Genomic DNA, 20051 nt, shown 5'->3' with positions numbered 1-20051 from the left:
CCTTTGCCCCCTGCCTCGTGGTCACTGTTGCGCGACACTGACCACATCAGAAGGGAACGCGCCAATGGAAACCCTATCGGAAAACGCCTGTTTCGGCGGCGTGCAGGGCGTATACAGCCACGCATCGCAGGCCACCGAATGCGACATGACCTTCGGGCTGTTCCTCCCCGCCGAGGCCGAGGACGGCCCGGTGCCCGTGCTGTGGTATCTCTCGGGCCTCACCTGCACCCATGAAAACGCCATGACCAAGGCCGGGGCGCAGGGCTGGGCGGCCGAGCACGGCATCGCGCTGGTGTTCCCCGATACCAGCCCGCGCGGCGAGGGCGTCGCCGATGACGACGCCTATGATCTGGGGCAGGGCGCGGGCTTTTACGTTAATGCCACGCAATCCCCCTGGGCGCCGCATTTCCGCATGTGGGATTACATCGCCGAGGATCTGCCCCGCGTGCTGATCAACAATTTCGCGATCGACGGCGACCGGCAGGCCATCGCCGGCCATTCGATGGGCGGGCACGGCGCGCTGACGCTGGCGATGTCGCTGCCGGGGCGCTTCACCAGCGTTTCGGCCTTCGCGCCGATCTGCAATCCAAGCGCCAGCGATTGGGGCCGCAAGCAGTTCGCGGCCTATCTGGGCGATGACGAAACCGCATGGGCGGCGCATGATTCCAGCCATCTCATGCGCGAACGCGGCTTCGACGGCCCGGTGCTGGTGGATACCGGCACCAGCGATCAGTTCCTCGACCTCTTGCGCCCCGAGGCGCTCGCCGCCGCATGCGCCGAACGCCGCCAGCAGGCGACGCTGCGCATGCAGCCGGGCTACGATCATAGCTATTATTTCATCTCGACCTTCATGGAAGACCACGTCGCCTTCCATGCCGAGGCGCTCTATACAGGCTGACGGCATGTCCCATTACGACCTCGTCATCATCGGCTCCGGCCCCGCGGGCCGCGCCGCCGCCATCCAGGCGGGCAAGCTCAAGCGCCGGGTGCTTGTGGTCGACCGCAAGGACCGGCTGGGCGGGGTCTCGGTGCATACCGGCACCATCCCCTCCAAGACCTTGCGCGAAACCGTGCTGAATCTCTCGGGCTGGCGCGAGCGCAGCTTTTACGGGCGCTCCTACCGGGTCAAGGACGACATCGGTGCGCATGACCTCAAGGCGCGGCTGCACAAGACGCTCGATTACGAGGTCGACGTTCTGGAACACCAGTTCAACCGCAATCATGTCGACACGCTTTGCGGCATGGCGCGCTTTATAGGCCCCCACGAGATCGAGGTCGCCACCGAGGCGGGCGACAAGACCCGGCTCACCGCCGACCGCTTCCTGATCGCCACCGGCACGCGCACCTACCGCCCCGATGATGTGCCCTTCAACGGCACCACCGTGCTCGACAGCGACGAGTTTCTCGAACTCGCCCGGATTCCGCGCAGCCTGATCGTGGTCGGCGCCGGCGTGATCGGGGTGGAATACGCAACGATGTTTTCGGCGCTCGACGTGCGCATCACCCTGATCGAGCCGCGCGACAGCTTCCTCGATTTCATCGACCGCACCCTGATCCAGGACTTCACCCATCAGATCCGCGAGAACGGCGTCGACCTGCGCCTCGGCAGCGCCATTGACCGGATCGACGATTGCGGCGAGCATGTCGAGGTCAGCCTCGCCAATGGCCGCCATGTGCGCGCCGAAATGCTGCTCTTCGCCGCCGGACGCATGGGCGCGACCGACAGCCTGAACCTCGACGCCGCCGGCCTCACGGCCGACCACCGTGGCCGGCTGTCGGTGGATCGCAAGACCTACCAGACCGACGTGCCCCATATCTACGCCGCCGGCGACGTGATCGGGCACCCCTCACTGGCCTCGACCTCGCTGCAACAGGGGCGGGTCGCCGCCTGCGACGCGCTCGACACGCCCACCTTGCCCGAAAGCCCATGGTTTCCCTACGGCATCTACTCGGTGCCCGAAATCTCGACCTGCGGCATGTCCGAGGAGGAAATGCAGGAACGCGGCATCCCCTACGAGGTCGGCGTCGCGCGCTTCCGCGAAACCTCGCGCGGGCATATCATGGGGCTCGAACATGGCATGCTGAAAATGCTCTTCTCGCTCAAAACCCGCCGCGTTCTCGGGGTGCAGATCGTCGGCGAAGGCGCAACCGAACTGATCCACATCGCTCAGGCGGTGCTGAACCTCAAGGGTACGGTGGACTATTTCGTGCAGAACACCTTCAACTATCCCACCCTCGCCGAGGCCTACAAGATCGCGGGTCTCGACGCCTTCAACCGCATGCCCATCCCCGAGGAATACAAGGTGCGGCGCGACGCGGGCCACGCCGGAAAGACGCAAACATGAGCATCTATGTCGATGCCGATGCCTGCCCGGTCAAATCCGAGGTGGAAAGGGTCGCTACCCGCCACGGCCTGCGCGTCCATGTCGTCTCCAATGGCGGCCTGCGCCCCTCGCCCAACCCACTGGTTGACACCGTGATCGTCCCCGACGGCCCCGACGTGGCCGATATGTGGATCGCCGAGCGTGCCGGTCCGGGCGACGTGGTCATCACCGGCGACATCCCCCTCGCGGCGCGCTGCGTCGAGGCGGGCGCGCAGGTGCTCAAGCATAACGGCGAGGCGCTGACGGCGGCCAATATCGGCAACGTGCTGGCCACGCGCGACCTGATGGCCGATTTGCGCGCCGCCGACCCGTTCCGCCAGGGCGGCGGCAAGGGCTTCACCAAATCCGACCGCTCGCGCTTTCTCGAAGCCCTCGAAAAAGCCGTGCGCGCCGCCGCCACGCAACCCCGCGCCTGACGACTGCCAAGGGTGCATCCTCCACTCTATCCGGGGCGCTGCCTATTTGGCCGGGTAGATATTGTCGACCACATCATTCGCAACCAGATCCCATTTCAGTAGATCTTCCCTGTAGGGACCGGTCTTTTGCGCCAGGCATTGAACGGCACCATTCAGTTTGAACCGATACATTTTGAGCGAGGGGCCATCATTCGTAAGCGCGAATGCCTTCAACGGGCGACCCTCGACTTTGGAAATGATCTTGAAACCGGTATGCCTGTTGAAAAGCGAAACGAAGGCCTGATGCGGAAACCGCCAGAAATCCCAGGGCATTTCATGTTCTGGCCAGGCGGGGTGCGTTTGCGTCAGAACAAATCCACCCAGTTTCAGGACGCGGTTTATCTCAAGCGCGGCTTTCCAGGGAAACAGGAGGTGCTCAAACACCGATGTCGAGAACACGATGTCGAAATGATTGTTGGGAACAAGCTTCGAAAGTTCATGCACATCGCCGACGATGTCGACATTCTCGCCCTCGAGAACGTCGAAACCGACATATTCCGCGGCATCCGGAAAACGGTTTCGGTCTATCCTTCCGGAAACGTTGCGGGAACCGATCTCAAGCACGCTGGGACGTTCGATCTGGCGAAGGCGCTTAACAGCCTTCTTGTTGTGTCGCGTCAGGGGGTCGTCCGCAGCCGAACGGCGAAAAAGCCGCATGTACAGGTTAACCAACCGAAACTGGAGTTGCAGGTTGCGCATACCGATTCCCTGGTTGGCATCCCATCCAACTTAGTTTGGTTATGCAATTTTTTCTACACTTGCCGACGCCGCGTATCACGCCTTCTCAAGCGCCCGCATTCATCTTGCCAAAAATACTCAAATCACGCCGCCGCCGTCTTTGCGTCGCCGGGGGGTTTACAAAACCTGCCCCCTCCTCTCATCTGGCGGGGCAGTTTCAGCCTCGGATATTCATGACCACCGCCACCACATCGCGATCCAACCTGATGGGCGCGCTTTGCGCCATCGCGGCGGTGCTGTGCTTTTCGATCAACGACATGGGCATCAAGTTCCTCTCGGACCGCTATGCCCTGCACCAGGTGATCTTCATCCGCGCGATGATCGCCATGTGCGTCTTTGGCGCGCTGATCATGCCCTTCGGCGGCGGGCTTGCGCTGATCCGCACGCGGCGGCTGGGGATGCATCTTCTGCGCGGGCTCTGCGTGGTCCTGGCCAATATGTGCCTCTTTCTGGGGCTGGCGGCGATGCCGATCGCCGATGCCATCGCGGTATTCTTCGTCTCGCCGCTGGTGATCACCATCTTCTCGGTGATCTTCCTGCGCGAAACCGTCGGCGCGCGGCGCTGGGCGGCGATCGGCGTCGGTTTCCTCGGCGTGCTGGTGATCGTCAAGCCGGGCACCACCGCGTTTCAGCTTGCCTCGCTTCTGCCCGTCGCGGCGGCCACGCTCTATGCGGTGATGCATATCCTCGCGCGCAAGATCGGCGGCACCGAAAGCGCGGCCACGATGGCCTTCTATATCCAGGCCACATTCATCGTCGCCAGCCTGCTTTTCGGCGCGGTGCTTGGTCATGGCGGATTTGCCGGCTCGGGCCACCCCTCGCTCGAATTCCTCCTGCGCCCCTGGGGGCCGGTGGCGCCGGGTGACTGGCCGATCCTCGTGATGCTGGGCACGACCGGCGTCTTCGGCGGCCTGTTCATCAGCCAGGCCTACCGCCTCTCCGAAGCCGCCTTCGCCGCGCCCTTCGAATATGTGGCGATGCCGATGGCGATCATGTGGGGCGTCACGGTCTTTGGCACATGGCCCGCGCCGACCGCCTGGATCGGGATTGCATTGATCGTCGGCTCCGGACTCTACATGCTCTGGCGCGAATCCGCCAAGGGCCGCACGCTGGTCGCCAAGGCCCCCCGCAGAAGGTAGAGACATGAGTATAAACGCCGTCATCTTCGACATCGGCAACGTTCTGATCGAATGGCAACCCGAACGCCGCCTTGCCGAGCGCATCGGCGCGGATCGCGCAGCCTCGCTGTTCGCGGCCTTCGACGTGCATGCCATGATGACCCGGATCGACGCGGGTGGCGATTTCGCCGACACGATCGAGCAAACCGCACTGGCCCATCCCGACTGGCAGCACGAAATCCGCCTCTTTCGCGATGACTGGAACGCCATCGCGCGCCCCGAGATACCCCACAGCGTCCGCCTCCTTCGCGCGCTCAGGGCGCGCGGCGTGCCGGTCTTCGCGCTGACCAATTTCGGCGCCCGCAATTTCCCCCTCAGCGCCGCGCAATTCCCTTTCCTGTCCGAGTTCGACCGCCATTACATCTCGGGCGAGATGCGCCTCGTCAAACCCGACCCGGCGATCTACGAAGCGGTGGAAACCGATTGCGGCCTTGCCCCTGAAACCCTCCTCTTCACCGATGACCGCGACGAGAACATTGCCGCCGCCCATGCGCGCGGCTGGCGCACCCACCTGTTTGACGGCCCCGGAAGATGGGCGCACACTCTGGTCGAACACGGGTTGCTGACCAGGGAAGAGGCCGCATGACCATTACCATCATCCCCTTTGACGAAGGCGAAAGACATCTCGACTGGCTCGGGCTTTGCGACGCGTTCGAGGCCGGGCACAAACTGCCCAAGGCCGAGATCGCCGATAATTTCCTCTACCGCGACCGCGATACGATGCTCAATCGCGCCGCCTGGATCGACGGTCTGGGCATGGCCGTCAAGACCGCCACGATCTTCCCCGGCAACCCCGCCAAGGGCGCGCCGATGATCAATGGCGCGGTCAATCTCTATGACGATGCGGGCGGCACGCTGGCGGCGCTGGTGGATTTCCACCTCGTGACCAAGTGGAAAACCGCGGGCGACAGCCTCTATGCCGCGCGCAAACTGGCCCGCCCCGACAGCGAGAACATTCTCATCGTGGGCGCGGGCACCGTCGGGCACTCGCTCTTCGATGCCTATTCCGCCGCCTTCCCCAATGCCCGTTTCCGGGTCTGGAACCGCACCCGCGCCAAAGCCGAGGCCATGGTCGAAACCTGCCCGGGCCTGCGCGTCGCCGATGATCTTGAACGCGCCGTGCGCGACGCCGACATCGTGACATCCGCCACCATGTCCACCGATCCGATCCTCAAGGGCGAGTGGCTGCGCCCCGGCCAGCATGTCGACGTGATCGGCGCCTACCGCCCCGACATGCGCGAGGTCGATGACACGGCACTGACCCGCGCGCGCATCTTCGTGGACAGCTACGACACCACCGTCGGCCATATCGGCGAGATCAAGATCCCGCTCGAAGCGGGCACCATCAGCCGCGGCGACCTGATCGCCGATCACTATTCGCCCTCGGGCTTCACCCGGACAGGCGATGACGAGATCACGCTCTTCAAGAACGGCGGCGGCGCGCATCTGGACCTCATGACCAGCCGCTACATCCTCGACGCCTGGCAGAGCGCGCAATGATCTGGTGGGCGCTGGCGATCCTGACGGTCGCGGCGCTCATCGCCGCGCCCTTCCTCGCCGAGGCCCTGCGCCCGGCCATGCGCGGCGCTGCCCGCGCCTGCGCACCGGGGCAATTCGCCGACCTTCCCGGCGGGCAGACCCATTACCAGTGGATCGGTCCCGCCGACGGCCCGCTGATCGTCTGCGTGCATGGCCTGACCACGCCCTCCTATGTCTGGCACCCGATTGCCGACGGGCTGGCCCGGCTGGGCTTTCGTGTCCTGCTCTACGATCTTTACGGGCGCGGCTATTCCGACCGCCCGCGCGGCGCGCAGGACACGGCGTTTTTCGTCACCCAGCTGGAAAACCTGCTCGACAGTCTCGGGGTCGGGGACCGGATCACGCTCATGGGCTATTCCATGGGCGGCGCCATCGCGGCCGCCTTCGCGCGCAAACACGGGCCGCGGCTGCGCCAGCTCGTGCTGCTCGCGCCTGCGGGCATGGGCCACGATCTGGGGCCGGTGGCGCGGCTGGTGGTCGATTACGACCGGTTCGGGCGCTGGCTCTTCATGCTCGCCTATGGCCATTCCTTCCGCAGCGCCACGGAATCCGAACGCGGCCTCGACAGCAGCATCGACAACGTGGTCGACCGCCAGCAGGGCGAATTGCGCTGGCGCGGCTTTCGCCCGGCGGTGCTCTCGTCCCTGCGCCACGCCCTTTCCGGCGACATGGCCGACACGCATCGCGCCCTCGCCGCCTCCGGCCTGCCGGTGCTCGCCATCTGGGCACGCGAGGATGAGGTGATCCCGATCTCGGGTCTCGGCCGCCTTGCCGAATGGAACCGCAATGCCCGCCAGGAGGTCATCGAGGGCGCGGGCCATGCCGTTGCCTATACCCATGACCGCGAGGTTCTGGACCTGCTCGACATCCTCCTGCTGCGTTAGCAGCTCACGCCGCCAGTTGCGGCGGCGTCGCGCGTACCTCCCTCACCGGCAGATGCACCAGCGCCGAAAACGCCCCGACCCCCACGCCGACCCACCAGACCATCGTGTAGTCGCCGTAAACGTCATACATCCGCCCGCCCAGCCAGACACCCATGAAACTGCCCAATTGATGACTGAAGAACACGATTCCGTACAGCGTCCCCATGTAGCGCAGTCCGTAAAGATGCGCGATCAGCCCCGAGGTCAGCGGCACCGTCGCCAGCCACAAGGCCCCCATCCCCACCGAGAACAGCAGCACGCTCGTTGGCGTCATCGGCACCAGGATAAACGCCCCCGCCACCACCGTCCGCGCCCCGTAAATCCCCGCCAGCAGGTATTTCTTGGAATAGCGCTTGCCCAGCCAGCCCGCCGTCAGCGTGCCGGCGATATTGGCCAGCCCGATCACCGCGATGGCCATCGCCCCCAGGGCCGATGTGGTGGTGATCCCCACAGCATGCAGCGCGCCCCCCGGCGCGATCGGCCCGCACATCTCGGTCACGAAGGCCGGAAAATGCGCGGTCACGAATCCCAGCTGATACCCGCAGCTGAAGAACCCCAGGAATATGAGCGTATAGGACGGATCGCGAAACGCCCGTGTCAGGATCGCGCCCATGCTTTCCTCCAGTTCCTCCCGGCTCGCCGGCTCGGGCGCGCGCATCAGCGGCAGGAAGGCCAGCACCATCAGCACCGCGCCCGCAAAGACCAGGAACACCATCTGCCAGCTCATCCATCCCAGCAGCGCCTCGGCCACCGGCGGGCCGAAAACCTGCCCCGCCGACCCGGCGGCAGTGGCAATCGCCAGGCTCATCGAGCGGTTCTCATCCGAAGACGCCCGCCCCACCACGGCCAGGATCACGCCAAAGCCGGTGCCCGCAATGCCGAACCCCACCAGGATCTCATAAAGCTGATGCGCCTCGGGCGAGACCGCGAAGGACGACAACACCAGACCCGCGGCATAGACCAGCGCGCCCATCACGATCGCCTTGCGGTCGCCGATCCTTTCGGCAATCGCGCCGAAAATCGGCTGGCCGATCCCCCAGGCCAGGTTCTGAATGGCGATCGCCAGGCTGAACTCGGCCCTCAGCCAGCCGAACTCCTCGGCGATCGGGATCTGGAACACGCCAAAGGACGCCCGGATCGCGAACGAAACCAGTATGATCGCGCAACCCGCGATCAGAACCGGTGTGAAAAGCGGCGCCTGCCTGTCCATGAGGGTGTTCCTGTCCTGCGCCCGGCCACATTAGGAAAAAACCCGCCCCGGTCAATTCAGCCATTGTGATGCGCCTCATCAGCGTCCGCGCACCGCTTTCCTTGCGCGCCCCGGCGCGCTATGCGTCGCTCCATGGAAACGCTGACCGATCGCTACGCCCGCCTGACCGCCGCCGGAGACCTGACGCCCGACGCGGCACAACAGGCGACGCTGCCCGAATTCGACCGTATCCGCGCCGGGCTCGCCGCTCAGGCTGCACATAAGGGCTGGTTCCGCCGCAAGCCCGAACCGCCCAGGGGGCTTTACCTCTGGGGCGGGGTGGGGCGCGGCAAGTCGATGTTGATGGACCTCTTCGTCGAAACCGTGCCGGTGTCCGCCCGCCGGGTGCATTTCCATGCCTTCATGCAGGAAATCCACGCCGGGATGCACGCCGCCCGCCAGAAAGGCGTCGAAGACGCGCTGGCGCCCGTGGCCGCGTCCGTCGCCGACGGGCTCAGCCTGCTTGCCTTCGACGAGATGCAGATCACCGACATCACCGACGCCATGATCGTCGGGCGCCTCTTCCAGTCGCTGTTCGATGCCGGGATCGTGGTCGTCACCACCTCCAACCGCCACCCCGACGACCTCTACAAGGACGGGCTCAACCGCCAGCTCTTCCTGCCCTTCATCGACCTGATCAAGACCCGCATGGTGGTGCATGAAATGAACAGCCCCACCGATTACCGGCAGGACAGGCTGGCCGGCAGCCCCACCTGGTTCACGCCCCTCGGCCCCGAAACGCGCGACCGGATGCAGGCCCTCTGGGACGACCTCACCGATGGCCAGGATGCCCCGCCCCATGTGCTGCATGTGCAAAAACGCGCGGTCGAAATCCCGGCCTTCCATAACGGCGTGGCGCGCGCCAGCTTCTACGATCTCTGTGGCCGCCCGCTCGGCCCCGCCGATTACCTCGCCCTGGCCGACGCCGCCCGTGTGCTCATGCTGGAAAACATCCCCCGGCTCGGGCGCTCCAATTTCAACGAGGCGAAACGCTTCGTCACCCTCATCGATGCGCTTTACGAGGCGCGCGTGCGCCTGATCTGCTCGGCCGCCGCCGAGCCCGAATATCTCTATGTCGAAGGCGAAGGCAGCTTCGAATTCGAACGCACCGCCAGCCGGCTGCGTGAAATGCAATCCGCTGACTGGGCGCAGGACTGACCCCTTCATCTGGCCGGAAATACCTCGGGGGAGTCGCCGCTTGCGGCGACGGGGGCAGCGCCCCCGCACCCCTCTCAGGTTTTCGCCGTCGCCTGAAGCCAGTTGATATAAAGCCGCTCGGCCATCTCGTTGAACCGCTCCATGCGTGCGTCGCAATCCGCGCGCAACCGTTCCGCGGCACCTGCGCCAAGCGTGGTTTCCAGCGCCTCGGCATATTCCGGGATCGCCACCCAGTTTTCCACCGTGTCGGGCTCGACCTCGACATGGAACTGCGTCGAATAGGCCCGCGTGCCCCATTTCATCGCCTGCACCGGGCAAGCGGGCGATGTCGCCAGCACTTGCGCGCCCGGCGGCAGGGCGGTCACTTCCGCGCCATGCCATTGCAGCGCCGGGAACACCTCGGGCAGCCCGTCAAACAGCACGCCGCTCGCCCCCGCTTCGGTCAGATGCACATCCATCACCCCCACCTCGGGGGTCCTGGCCGGGCCGACCGCGCCGCCAAGCGCCTCGGCCAGCAACTGATGCCCGAGGCACAGGCCCAGATAAGGCAGGCCGCGCTCCTCCACCGCCGCGCGGATAAAGGCCTTCTCATCCGCCAGCCAGGGATGCGCATCCTCCTGCCAGGTGTCCATCGGACCCCCCATCACCCAAAGCGCGTCATAATCCTCTATTTCGGGCAGGGCCGCGCCCTTGTCCAATTCCACCGCGTCCCAGTCATGGCCATCCTCGGCCAGGAACCTGCGGAAGATGCCCGGATGTTCGCTTGTGGCGTGTTGCAGGACCAGAATGCGCATGCGTGGCCTCCTTCGTCTCGGGTTTCGCCAAGCCTAGGGCCGGTACCCCGCGGCGGCAAGCGCCCGCTCCCGGGCCTGCGCAAATCCCGCGCGTGCTGCCGCATTTGCGCTAGCGATAGGATGAGGGCGGCCGCCCGTAGCGCTCCGAATAGGCGCGCGAGAAATGCGAGGAGCTGGCGAATCCCGTCGCCAGCGCGATCTCGGTCAGGCTCAGCGGCGAATTGCGCAAGAGGCTCTGCGCCTTGTCCAATCGCAGCTCACGGTAATAGCGCATGGTCGGGCAGCCCAGCTTCTCGGTGAACAGCCGGTTGAGCTGGCGCGGCGACAGGCTGGCGAACCCCGCCAGCCGCGCCAGCGTCAGCGGCTCACCCACATGCGCCTCCATTGCAGCCACCGCATCCAGGATCGCGGGCGCCGTGGTGCCGACGCGCTCCACCAGCCCGGCGCGCTGCGGCCCGACCGAGGGGCGCACATCCGTATGCATGAACCAGTCGCTGACCTGGCGGGCGAAATCGGCGCCGTGATGCTGGGTGATCAGCGCATGCATGAGGTCGATCGGCGCCGTGCCCCCCGCGCAGGTCACGCGGTCCCGGTCGATGACGTAAAGCGTGCGCTCGATCGCCAGGTGCGGCGAGATTTCCGCCAGCGCCGCGGCATGTTCCCAATGCACCGTCATCCGCCGTCCCGCCATCAGCCCTGCGCGCGCCAGGATGATCGGCCCGCCCGACACACCCCCCAGCGGCACGCCCTCGCGCGCAAGCCGCGCGAGCCAGTTCATCACCGCCCGGTCCGCGTAGCCCGTCGGATCGCCCCCCGCGACCACGAAAAGGTAATCAAGCTTCAGCGCGTCTCCCACCACCGCCTGCGGCATCACGACCGCCGCGCCGGAACTCGGGACCGGCGCCGACGAGGTGGCGAAATTCACCATGTCGTACAAGGTCCGCCCTGCCAGCAGGTTCGCCGCGCGCATCGGCTCCACCAGCGACGCATAGGACATCATCGCAAACCCCGCGACCGGCAGCACGCCGATTCGCCGGGTGGCCGCGTCCGGGGTGGGTTTTGTCGGTTTCGATCCGATTTCGTCCATTCTGGATATGTATCCGTCCATTCCAGAAAAGTCCAATTGCGCCGTTACCGTCAGGCTGAAGGCAACGCGAGCAATGGGATTCATGCCAATGCGCTACTCCGCTTTCCGCATCCTCCGCGAGGGGCTGACCGGCAACAAGGGCTGGAAACCCGTCTGGCGCGAGCCCGACCCGAAGCCCGAATACGATATCGTCATCATCGGCGGCGGCGGGCACGGGCTGGCGACGGCCTATTACCTCGCGAAGGAATTCGGCCTGACCAATGTGGCGGTGCTGGAAAAGGGCTGGCTCGGCTCGGGCAATATCGGGCGCAACACCACGATCATCCGCTCGAATTACCTCTTGCCCGGCAACGAACCCTTCTATGAACTCTCGCTCAAGCTATGGGAGGGGCTGGAGCAGGATTTCAACTATAACGCCATGGTCAGCCAGCGCTCGATCCTGAACCTGTTTCACTCCGACGCGCAGCGCGACGCCTATGTGCGGCGCGGCAACGCGATGATCCTTGCCGGGGCGGATGCCGAACTGGCCGATGCCGATCAGCTGCGCGCCGAGCTGCCGTTTCTCGATTTCGACAATGCCCGCTTTCCCATCAAGGGCGGGCTTTTTCAGCGCCGCGGCGGCACCGTGCGCCATGATGCGGTGGCCTGGGGCTATGCCCGCGGCGCCGATTCCCGCGGTGTCGACATCATCCAGAACTGCGAGGTCACGGGCTTCGACATCGAGAACGGCACCTGCGCCGGCGTCCAGACCAGCCGCGGTGCGATCCGCGCGCGCAAGGTCGCGGTCTGCGTCGCCGGCTCCTCGGGCCGGGTCATGGCACAGGCCGGGATGCGCCTGCCGATCGAATCCCACGTGCTCCAGGCCTTCGTCACCGAAGGGCTGAAACCCGTTCTGCCCGGCGTCGTCACCTTTGGCGCGGGGCATTTCTATGTCAGCCAGTCCGACAAGGGCGGTCTGGTGTTTGGCGGCGATATCGACGGCTACAACACCTATGCGCAGCGCGGCAACCTGCCCGTGGTCGAGGACGTGGCCGAAGGCGGCATGGCGATCATGCCGATGATCGGTCGCGCCCGCCTCCTGCGCAGCTGGGGCGGCGTCATGGACATGTCGATGGACGGCTCCCCCTTCATCGACAAGACCCATATCAACGGGCTCTATTTCAACGGCGGCTGGTGCTATGGCGGCTTCAAGGCCACGCCCGCCAGCGGCTTTTGCTATGCGCATCTTCTGGCCCGCGACGAACCGCACCCCACCGCCACCCAGATGCGCCTCGACCGGTTCATGACCGGCAACCTGATCGACGAGAAGGGGCAGGGCAACCAGCCCAACCTGCATTGAGAAGGCATCACCGATGATCATTCCCCATCCTCTTCTTGGCCCCCGCGACGCCGCCGAATTCGTCTATCTCGGCGATGCCGCGCTGATCGACCGCCCCGACTGGCAGGCCGAAGACGCGCTCGCCGCCTTCCACGATTACGGCTACCTGCGCGACAATCCTGCGGGGCCGCACAAGGAACTCTGGTATCACGAACAGGGCGACCGCTCGTGGCTGGTGGTGACCCGCGACACCACCACGCATGAAATCACCGCCGTCGAACTGGCCCGCGACGTGGCCCGCAGCCGGGGGCGCAGCGCATGACCCAGCAATACCGCATCAAGGGCGGCGGCCAGATCGACCGCAGCACCGACATCGCCTTCACCTTCAACGGCAAGGCGATGAAGGGCCACCCCGGCGACACGCTCGCCTCTGCGCTCCTGGCCAATGGCCAGCGCCTTGTCGGGCGCTCGTTCAAGTACCACCGCCCGCGCGGCATCCTGACGGCGGGGTCCGAGGAACCCAACGCGCTCGTGCAGCTGCGCTCGGGCGCCCACCAGGAGCCCAACACCCGCGCCACCACGGTCGAGCTCTTCGAGGGCCTCGCCGCCACCAGCCAGAACCATCGCGGCTCGCTCGAATTCGACCTGATGGCCGCCACCGACCTTCTGTCGCCCTTTCTCGCGGCGGGCTTCTACTACAAGACCTTCATGTGGCCGCGCGCCTTCTGGGAAAAGCTGTATGAACCGGTGATCCGCGCCTCGGCGGGGCTTGGGCGGCTCTCGATGCAGGAAGATCCCGACCGTTACGACAAGGGCTTTGTGCATTGCGACCTTCTGGTGATCGGCGCCGGGCCTGCCGGGCTTGCGGCGGCACTGGCGGCGGGGCGCGCGGGCGCACGTGTGATCCTTGCCGACGAGGATTTCACCCCCGGCGGCAGGCTCAACGCCGAAACGCTCTCCATTGACGACATGCCCGGCGCCGACTGGGCCACGCAAGCCGTCGCCCAACTGACAGCGATGGACAACGTGCGCCTGATGATACGCAGCACTGTCTACGGCGCCTATGATCATGGGGTCTATGGCCTTCTGGAACGCTGCACCGATCATCTGCCCGATCCGGGCGGCAAGCCGCGCCAGATCCTCTGGCGCGTCTATTCGCGCCGCGCTGTGCTGGCCGCCGGCTCCACCGAGCGCCCCATCGCCTTTGGCAATAATGACCGCCCCGGCATCATGCTGGCGGGGGCCATGCGCACCTATGTGAACCGCTTCGCCGTGGCTCCGGGCCAGCGGATCGCCGTCTTCACCAATAACGACGATGGCTGGCGCACCGCAGCCGACCTGTCCGCCGCCGGTATCGACGTGCCTGCCGTGATCGACAGCCGCGATGCCCTTCCCCCGATCGACCTGCCCGGTATCCGCCATGTCCGCGGCGCGGGCGTCGTCGATACGGTGGGGCGCAAGGGGGTCAGATCCATCACCCTGACCGACGGTCAGATGATCCCGGTCGATGGCCTTGCGGTCTCGGGCGGCTGGAATCCCAATGTCCACCTCACCTGCCACCAGCGTGGCCGCCCGGCATGGCGCGACGACATCAACGCTTTCGTGCCCGGCGGCACGTTGCCCCCCGGCATGGCCGTGGCCGGTGCCGCCAATGGCGCGCTGACGCTGGCGGCCGCATTGGCCGAGGGCCGCGCCACCGCCAATGCGCAGATCAAGGAACTGGGCTTCAAACCCTCCAGGGCCGCCGCCCCGCGCGCCGAGGACGAACCGCGCGAAAGCGCCCCCTTCTGGTATGTGCGCGAAAGCACCAAACGCGCCTGGCTCGACCAGCAGAACGACGTGACCGTGAAGGACGTGAAACTCTCCTATCAAGAAGGCTTCCGCGCGGTCGAACACCTGAAACGCTACACCACCCTCGGCATGGCGACCGATCAGGGCAAGACCGCCAATATCCCGGCGCTTGCGATCATGGCCGAATGCACCGGCAAGACGATCCCCGAAACCGGCACCACAATCTTTCGCCCGCCCTATACGCCCGTGCCGATGGGCGCGCTGGCGGGCCGCGCGCGCGGGCGCGATTTCCGCCCCTTCCGCCTGACACCGTCGCATGACTGGGCCAAGGCCAACGGCGCCACCTTCGTCGAGGCGGGCAACTGGCTGCGCGCCCAGTGGTATGCGCGCCCCGGCGAACAGGGCTGGCGCGACAGCGTCGACCGCGAAGTGCTGATGACCCGGAAATCGGTCGGTATCTGCGACGTGACCACCCTCGGCAAGATCGACATCCAGGGCCGCGATGCGGGCGCATTCCTCAACAAGGTCTATTGCAACGGCTTTGCGACCCTGGCCGTGGGCAAGGTGCGCTATGGCCTCATGCTGCGCGAAGACGGCATCGCCTATGACGACGGCACCACCGCGCGCCTTGCGGATAACCACTATGTCATGACCACCACCACCGCCAACGCGGTGCTGGTTTTCCGCCGGCTCGAATTCGCGCGCCAGTGCCTCTGGCCGGACATGGATGTGCATCTCATCTCGACCACCGACGGCTGGGCGCAATTCGCCGTCGCCGGGCCGAATGCGCGCGCCCTCCTGCGCAAGGTGGTGGACAGCGATCACGACATCTCGAACGCGGCATTCCCCTTCATGGGTTGCGCCGAAATCACCGTCTGCGGCGGCACGCCCGCGCGCCTGTTCCGCATTTCCTTTTCCGGGGAACTGGCCTTTGAAATCGCGGTGCCTGCGCGCTTTGGCCATTCGATGATGGATGTGCTGATGGAAGCGGGCCGCGAATTCGACGCCGTGCCATACGGCACCGAGGCGCTGGGCGTCATGCGCATCGAAAAGGGCCACGCGGCGGGCAATGAACTCAATGGTCAGACCACCGCCCATAACCTCGGCATGGGCCGCATGGTCAGCCAGAAAAAGGACTGTATCGGCAACGTTCTCAGCCAGCGCCCCGAAATGATCCGCGACGACGCGGTCAAGCTCGTGGGCCTGCGCCCGGTGAACCGCGCCGACAAGCTGATCGCGGGATCGCACTTCATCAATCGCGGCGATGACGCCACCATGGACAACGATCAGGGCTGGATGACCTCCGTGGCCTATTCGCCCTCGCTCGGCCATTCCATCGGACTCGGCTTCGTCAAGAGCGGCGACACACGCCAGGGCGAGATCATCCGCGCCGTCAATCCCCTCAAGACCGGCGAGATCGAGGTCGAGATCGTCTCCGCCCACTTCATCGACCCAGAAGGAGAGCGTCTTCGTGCCTGATTTCACCCTCACATCCGCCCCGCCGCTGGCAGGCTACGACAAGTCCTTCGCCGATCTGCGCCTGACCTCGCCTGCCGATCTTGCGCTCGTGTCGCTCGCACTGCCGCTTGGCGGCGAGGACGCCGCGCAAAAGGCGATCAAATCCGCCTATGGCGCGGCGCTGCCGGTACCGGGCAAATCCGTGTCGGCCAAGGACGGCGCGCGGCTGGTGCGCCTTGGCCTCGATGCGGGGATGGTGATCTTCACCCACGCCACACCCGATGCCGAGCGCGTCGTCGCCGCCCGCCTCGGTGGCGCGGTCTATACCACCGACCAGACCGATGTCTGGACAGGTCTGGAACTCTCCGGCCCGACCGCCCGCGCCGCGCTCGAACGCATCTGCCCGCTCGATCTTCACGACAGCGCCTTCGCCGTCAATGACGCGGCGCGCACCGCGATGGAGCATCTGGGCGTTCTCATCATCCGCACGGGGCAGGACAGCTTCCTGCTCCTGTCGGCCAGTTCCTCGGCAGGATCATTCCTCCATGCCGTCGAAACCTCGATCGAAAACACGATCTGAACAGGAAACCACGCGGATTCAGGGCTCCGTGTCATATAAGGGAAAGGAAGATCATCCATGTATCTTGAAAACCTTGAGACCGCCCGGCCTGCCGTTTCCGGCCCCCAGAATGCGCGCCGCAGCCTCTCGGGCCAATTCGTGTTCCTCAGTCAGGATTCCTCCGTCGCCTTCGCCGCCGGGGCCTGTATCGACGTGCTGCGCTCCGCCAACCGGCTGCTGGGGCAGGAGGCCTATGGCTGGTCGCATATCTGCGCCGGCGATCGCAGCCCGATGGATGGCCCGATCTGCGGCCCCGACCAGACCCTCGTGCTGATCGGCGGCACCGAGACCCCCTGGCGCCCCGATACGCTCAACCTCGACTCGCTGCGCGCCTGTATCCGCAACGCCGCGCGTGTCTGCGTCGTCGGCTCGGCCGTCTTCGTCCCTCTTGCCGCCGGTGTCCTGGGCGCGCGCCGCCTTGTCGTGCATCCCAATTTCCGCCCCGGCGTCGAGGAACTGGGCCGCGATCTCGACCTCAGCAGCAGCGCCACCTGCCATCACAAGGCCCTCTCCAGCGCCATCAGCCCGGCCGCGGCGATCCGCATGATGGTCGAACTGGTGGGCGCGCGTGACGGCGAATTCACCCGCGCCGCCCTCTCGCGTTACCTCGGCCTCAGCGAACCCGAGGCCGAAACCCTTGTCGGCGAACACTGGCGCTACAAGCGCATGGCCCAGGGCGACGAGGTCATCTCCGACGCGCTCCAGATCATGCTGGACCACCTCGAGGACACGCTGAGCGTCGGCCAGATCGCCGATATCCTCGCGGTCTCGCCGCGCAAGCTGGAACGCGGTTTCAGCGAGCGCTTGCGCCAGACGCCGCTCAAGGTCTATCGCGACCTGCGCCTTGACCGGGCTCACAGCCTGCTGGCGCAGACCTCGATGCCGATGAACGAGGTCTCGGTCGCCTGCGGCTTCTCCAACGTCACGCTGATGAAAAAGTGGTTCCACCGCAAATACGGCCAGATGCCCGATCAGGTCCGCCGCCACGCCTTTTCCGGCTGCGCCGCCGCCTGACCCGGCACCGGCCACGGGGCGTGCGGCCAACCGCCGCCCCTTGCCAGCCCTCCCCCCCTTTGCTTTAACCGCCCGGAACCCTTTTACCCCGGAGGTCGGCATGGTCGACATCGCCACCCGCGTCTATAACCACCGCTGGAAGATGGACCCGATCGTCCGCTCCCTGATCGACACGGATTTCTACAAGCTGCTGATGTGCCAGTCGGTGTTTCGCAACAAGCCCGACACGCAGGTCACCTTCAGCCTGATCAACCGCAGCAAATCGGTGCGCCTCGCCGAACTGGTGGACGAGGGCGAGCTGCGCGAACAGCTCGACCACATCCGCTCGCTCTCGCTCACGCGCGGCGAATCCACCTGGCTCAGGGGCAACACCTTCTATGGCAAGCGCCAGATGTTCACGCCCGAATTCATGCGCTGGTTCGAGAACCTGTCGCTGCCGCCCTATCACCTCGAAACCCGCGACGGCCAATATGAACTGACCTTCGAAGGCGCATGGCCCGAGGTCATGCTCTGGGAAATCCCCGCCCTCGCCGTGCTGATGGAGTTGCGCGCCCGCGCCGTCCTGGGCGACATGAAGAAATTCGAACTCCAGGTGCTCTATGCCCGCGCCATGACCAAGCTTTGGGAAAAGGTCGAACGCCTGCGCCCGCTCGACGGGCTGCGCATCGCCGATTTCGGCACGCGGCGGCGGCATTCCTTTCTCTGGCAGGACTGGTGCGTGCAGGCCATGCGCGAGGGGCTGGGCAAGGGGTTCGTCGGCACCTCCAACTGCCTCATCGCCAAGAACCGCGACCTCGAGGCGATCGGCACCAACGCCCATGAACTGCCCATGATCTACGCCGCCCTGGCCCGCGACGACGCCGAACTGGCCGAGGCCCCCTACAAGGTGCTGGCCGATTGGCAGGACGAGCATTCGGGCAACCTGCGCATCATCCTGCCCGATACATACGGCACCGAAGGCTTCTTGCAGAACGCCCCCGACTGGCTGGCCGGCTGGACAGGGATCCGCATCGATTCAGGCGACCCGGCCACCGGCGCCGAGGTGGCGATCCGCTGGTGGCAGGACCGCGGCGAGGACCCGCGCGAGAAACTGATCATCTTCTCCGACGGGCTCGACGAGGAAAAGATCATCGACCTCCACCGCCAGTTCCACGGCCGCGTCAAACTCAGTTTCGGCTGGGGAACGCTGCTGACCAACGATTTCCGCGGCCTCACGACCGGCGACGCGCTCGCGCCGTTTTCACTCGTGTGCAAGGCCGTCGCCGCCGAAGGCAAACCCACCGTCAAACTCTCCGACAACCCGCGCAAGGCGATGGGGCCGGAGGACGAGATCAAGCGGTATAAGCGCGTGTTCGGGGTAGGGGAGCAGGAGGCGATGGAGGTTGTGGTTTAGGTTTAGGTGGTTACAAGGTCGTTCTGTCGATCTGCAGATTTCGTTTACAAAGCAACGATCCAAATCAATTTTCTCTGGGGCGCTATTTCAAGAGTGACAGGACATCCTCTGAGAGCATTTGAAGTGTATTCGGTACACTTTCTTCGCAAGCTTTTCTGCTGTCATTGGACGATCTGTAAAGTTGAACTGTGAAGGTAAAGGCATCTTTTTTCTTATCGAAGTGAGTGGTTTCAAGCATGTCATAAGTCAATGGCAGGGCAGCGCACGACTGCGTCAACGATCTGAATTTCGTATCGCTGCCGAATTTTCTATGCAATTCTAGTCGGGAATTAATTATATCGGTGGAATACCCACGATGCTCTGCAAATGCGAGATTGAACCAATCTAGAAATTCTTCTTCTTTGAGTTTATCAATTTTTCCAAAGTTTGGATGCGAGTGGTAGAGTTTGTCGAAAAAACTAACGTGATTATTGAACAGATATGCAGCAAGTATAGGGTCTTTCTGAACAACCTGCATCAGTTCCGCCTGTTTTGCCTGTTTTTCTTCAATATCCCTAACCTCTCGCACTCGTCCGCGCTCTCTTCTGAGGTCTTGAAGAGTGCGTGCTGCGCGGCTTAATCCCGCGCTGCAACGATCCTTGGTTATAGCCTCATAAACTGCGCGGTTATAGGCACTTCTATCGACCTCGATTTTCTTGACAACTGAATCGTGCGCTAATTCCAGCGTATTTCTCAAATTCTGATACTGGCGTTTGCACTGCTGAATATTTTGAATGATGTCGAGAACAAGCCTTTCTTGATCTGAAGGCTCTTTTGAACCCTTTCGGTTAAGTGAGTAATATTGTTCAATGCCTTGGTAATCCCCCCATTTTTGATGGGGTTCAGCCGTAGAATTCAGGCGGCTGTTTTCAGCTTCATGGCGGGTGTCATGCCGCCGATGGCCATGTTGGGGC

At 64.7% G+C, this 20051-nt stretch carries 19 protein-coding genes; 14 read left to right on the top strand and 5 right to left on the bottom strand.

Annotated features, from left to right (window positions below; all coding sequences use genetic code 11):
- The first annotated feature begins 64 nt into the window (after positions 1-64).
- The 3 genes from fghA to N5A93_RS02680 are packed head-to-tail and all read left to right on the top strand — an operon-like array spanning position 65 to position 2800.
- Positions 65-898: an S-formylglutathione hydrolase gene (gene fghA / locus N5A93_RS02690; RefSeq protein ID WP_268953527.1), complete on the top strand. Its 834-nt coding sequence runs from the start codon at positions 65-67 to the stop codon at positions 896-898.
- A 4-nt stretch (positions 899-902) separates the two neighbouring features.
- Positions 903-2345, top strand: coding sequence for a Si-specific NAD(P)(+) transhydrogenase (sthA, locus tag N5A93_RS02685; RefSeq protein WP_268953526.1), 1443 nt, complete (start codon positions 903-905; stop codon positions 2343-2345).
- Complete coding sequence (locus tag N5A93_RS02680) at positions 2342-2800, top strand: YaiI/YqxD family protein (protein WP_268953525.1); 459 nt, start codon at positions 2342-2344, stop codon at positions 2798-2800. The genes sthA and N5A93_RS02680 overlap by 4 nt, the downstream gene beginning before the upstream one ends.
- A gap of 42 nt (positions 2801-2842) precedes the next feature.
- Here N5A93_RS02680 and N5A93_RS02675 read toward each other — a convergent pair whose 3' ends face one another.
- Positions 2843-3538: a methyltransferase domain-containing protein gene (locus tag N5A93_RS02675; protein WP_268953524.1), complete on the bottom strand. Its 696-nt coding sequence runs from the start codon at positions 3536-3538 to the stop codon at positions 2843-2845.
- 212 nt (positions 3539-3750) lie between these two features.
- On the opposite strand from N5A93_RS02675, the gene N5A93_RS02670 reads away from it, so the two are divergent.
- From N5A93_RS02670 to N5A93_RS02655, 4 genes are read left to right on the top strand one after another with little or no spacing between them, the layout of a single operon-like run.
- A complete protein-coding gene (locus tag N5A93_RS02670) occupies positions 3751-4716 on the top strand; it encodes a DMT family transporter (RefSeq protein ID WP_268953523.1) in 966 nt (321 codons plus the stop codon).
- Positions 4717-4720: 4 nt separating this feature from the next.
- Positions 4721-5341, top strand: coding sequence for an HAD family hydrolase (locus N5A93_RS02665; RefSeq protein WP_268953522.1), 621 nt, complete (start codon positions 4721-4723; stop codon positions 5339-5341).
- Positions 5338-6255 carry an ornithine cyclodeaminase family protein gene (locus N5A93_RS02660; RefSeq protein ID WP_268953521.1) on the top strand — a complete coding sequence of 306 codons (918 nt, stop codon included), beginning with the start codon at positions 5338-5340 and terminating at the stop codon, positions 6253-6255. Before N5A93_RS02665 ends, N5A93_RS02660 begins: the two co-directional genes overlap by 4 nt.
- Positions 6252-7178: an alpha/beta fold hydrolase gene (locus N5A93_RS02655; protein ID WP_268953520.1), complete on the top strand. Its 927-nt coding sequence runs from the start codon at positions 6252-6254 to the stop codon at positions 7176-7178. Before N5A93_RS02660 ends, N5A93_RS02655 begins: the two co-directional genes overlap by 4 nt.
- Before the next feature lie 4 nt (positions 7179-7182).
- On the opposite strand, the gene N5A93_RS02650 is transcribed toward N5A93_RS02655, so the two are convergent.
- Positions 7183-8427 carry an MFS transporter gene (locus N5A93_RS02650; protein ID WP_268953519.1) on the bottom strand — a complete coding sequence of 415 codons (1245 nt, stop codon included), beginning with the start codon at positions 8425-8427 and terminating at the stop codon, positions 7183-7185.
- Positions 8428-8559: 132 nt separating this feature from the next.
- On the opposite strand from N5A93_RS02650, the gene zapE reads away from it, so the two are divergent.
- A complete protein-coding gene (gene zapE, locus N5A93_RS02645; protein WP_268953518.1) occupies positions 8560-9624 on the top strand; it encodes a cell division protein ZapE in 1065 nt (354 codons plus the stop codon).
- Between the two features lie 74 nt (positions 9625-9698).
- On the opposite strand, the gene N5A93_RS02640 is transcribed toward zapE, so the two are convergent.
- Together N5A93_RS02640 and N5A93_RS02635 are read right to left on the bottom strand one after the other, a co-directional pair.
- Positions 9699-10418 (bottom strand): type 1 glutamine amidotransferase, encoded by a 720-nt coding sequence (locus N5A93_RS02640; RefSeq protein ID WP_268953517.1) that lies wholly within the window; start codon positions 10416-10418, stop codon positions 9699-9701.
- 109 nt (positions 10419-10527) lie between these two features.
- Positions 10528-11505, bottom strand: coding sequence for a GlxA family transcriptional regulator (locus tag N5A93_RS02635; protein ID WP_268953516.1), 978 nt, complete (start codon positions 11503-11505; stop codon positions 10528-10530).
- 88 nt (positions 11506-11593) lie between these two features.
- Between N5A93_RS02635 and N5A93_RS02630 the strand changes: the two genes are divergently transcribed.
- From N5A93_RS02630 to pncB, 6 genes are all read left to right on the top strand, one after another.
- Positions 11594-12844, top strand: a complete 1251-nt coding sequence (locus tag N5A93_RS02630; RefSeq protein WP_268953953.1) for a sarcosine oxidase subunit beta family protein — start codon at positions 11594-11596, stop codon at positions 12842-12844.
- A gap of 13 nt (positions 12845-12857) precedes the next feature.
- Positions 12858-13145 (top strand): sarcosine oxidase subunit delta, encoded by a 288-nt coding sequence (locus N5A93_RS02625; protein WP_268953515.1) that lies wholly within the window; start codon positions 12858-12860, stop codon positions 13143-13145.
- Positions 13142-16093, top strand: coding sequence for a sarcosine oxidase subunit alpha family protein (locus tag N5A93_RS02620; protein ID WP_268953514.1), 2952 nt, complete (start codon positions 13142-13144; stop codon positions 16091-16093). Before N5A93_RS02625 ends, N5A93_RS02620 begins: the two co-directional genes overlap by 4 nt.
- The gene (locus N5A93_RS02615) at positions 16086-16652 is read left to right on the top strand and encodes a sarcosine oxidase subunit gamma (RefSeq protein WP_268953513.1); all 567 of its coding nucleotides are present in this window, start codon (positions 16086-16088) and stop codon (positions 16650-16652) included. Before N5A93_RS02620 ends, N5A93_RS02615 begins: the two co-directional genes overlap by 8 nt.
- 57 nt (positions 16653-16709) lie before the next feature.
- Positions 16710-17705, top strand: a complete 996-nt coding sequence (locus tag N5A93_RS02610; protein WP_268953512.1) for a helix-turn-helix domain-containing protein — start codon at positions 16710-16712, stop codon at positions 17703-17705.
- Between the two features lie 100 nt (positions 17706-17805).
- The gene (pncB, locus tag N5A93_RS02605) at positions 17806-19098 is read left to right on the top strand and encodes a nicotinate phosphoribosyltransferase (protein WP_268953511.1); all 1293 of its coding nucleotides are present in this window, start codon (positions 17806-17808) and stop codon (positions 19096-19098) included.
- A gap of 82 nt (positions 19099-19180) precedes the next feature.
- Here pncB and N5A93_RS02600 read toward each other — a convergent pair.
- Positions 19181-20051, bottom strand: an 871-nt coding sequence (locus N5A93_RS02600) for a hypothetical protein (RefSeq protein WP_268953510.1), incomplete at its 5' end; no start/stop codon positions are given.

The organism is Roseovarius salincola, from assembly GCF_026891095.1.
Classification (GTDB): domain Bacteria; phylum Pseudomonadota; class Alphaproteobacteria; order Rhodobacterales; family Rhodobacteraceae; genus Roseovarius; species Roseovarius salincola.
The sequence above is the reverse complement of the archived record's forward strand: the minus strand, read 5'-3'. Positions and strand labels throughout refer to the sequence as shown.

Excerpts from the sequence above, each read along its gene's own strand:
- N5A93_RS02635 (WP_268953516.1), bottom strand. The coding sequence starts at position 11,505 with ATGGACGAAATCGGATCGAAACCGACAAAACCCACCCCGGACGCGGCC.
- N5A93_RS02630 (WP_268953953.1), top strand. The coding sequence starts at position 11,594 with ATGCGCTACTCCGCTTTCCGCATCCTCCGCGAGGGGCTGACCGGCAAC.
- N5A93_RS02660 (WP_268953521.1), top strand. The coding sequence starts at position 5,338 with ATGACCATTACCATCATCCCCTTTGACGAAGGCGAAAGACATCTCGAC.
- N5A93_RS02650 (WP_268953519.1), bottom strand. The coding sequence starts at position 8,427 with ATGGACAGGCAGGCGCCGCTTTTCACACCGGTTCTGATCGCGGGTTGC.
- N5A93_RS02655 (WP_268953520.1), top strand. The coding sequence starts at position 6,252 with ATGATCTGGTGGGCGCTGGCGATCCTGACGGTCGCGGCGCTCATCGCC.
- N5A93_RS02665 (WP_268953522.1), top strand. The coding sequence starts at position 4,721 with ATGAGTATAAACGCCGTCATCTTCGACATCGGCAACGTTCTGATCGAA.
- N5A93_RS02670 (WP_268953523.1), top strand. The coding sequence starts at position 3,751 with ATGACCACCGCCACCACATCGCGATCCAACCTGATGGGCGCGCTTTGC.
- N5A93_RS02625 (WP_268953515.1), top strand. The coding sequence starts at position 12,858 with ATGATCATTCCCCATCCTCTTCTTGGCCCCCGCGACGCCGCCGAATTC.
- sthA (WP_268953526.1), top strand. The coding sequence starts at position 903 with ATGTCCCATTACGACCTCGTCATCATCGGCTCCGGCCCCGCGGGCCGC.
- N5A93_RS02680 (WP_268953525.1), top strand. The coding sequence starts at position 2,342 with ATGAGCATCTATGTCGATGCCGATGCCTGCCCGGTCAAATCCGAGGTG.
- zapE (WP_268953518.1), top strand. The coding sequence starts at position 8,560 with ATGGAAACGCTGACCGATCGCTACGCCCGCCTGACCGCCGCCGGAGAC.
- N5A93_RS02640 (WP_268953517.1), bottom strand. The coding sequence starts at position 10,418 with ATGCGCATTCTGGTCCTGCAACACGCCACAAGCGAACATCCGGGCATC.
- pncB (WP_268953511.1), top strand. The coding sequence starts at position 17,806 with ATGGTCGACATCGCCACCCGCGTCTATAACCACCGCTGGAAGATGGAC.
- N5A93_RS02610 (WP_268953512.1), top strand. The coding sequence starts at position 16,710 with ATGTATCTTGAAAACCTTGAGACCGCCCGGCCTGCCGTTTCCGGCCCC.
- N5A93_RS02620 (WP_268953514.1), top strand. The coding sequence starts at position 13,142 with ATGACCCAGCAATACCGCATCAAGGGCGGCGGCCAGATCGACCGCAGC.
- N5A93_RS02675 (WP_268953524.1), bottom strand. The coding sequence starts at position 3,538 with ATGCGCAACCTGCAACTCCAGTTTCGGTTGGTTAACCTGTACATGCGG.
- fghA (WP_268953527.1), top strand. The coding sequence starts at position 65 with ATGGAAACCCTATCGGAAAACGCCTGTTTCGGCGGCGTGCAGGGCGTA.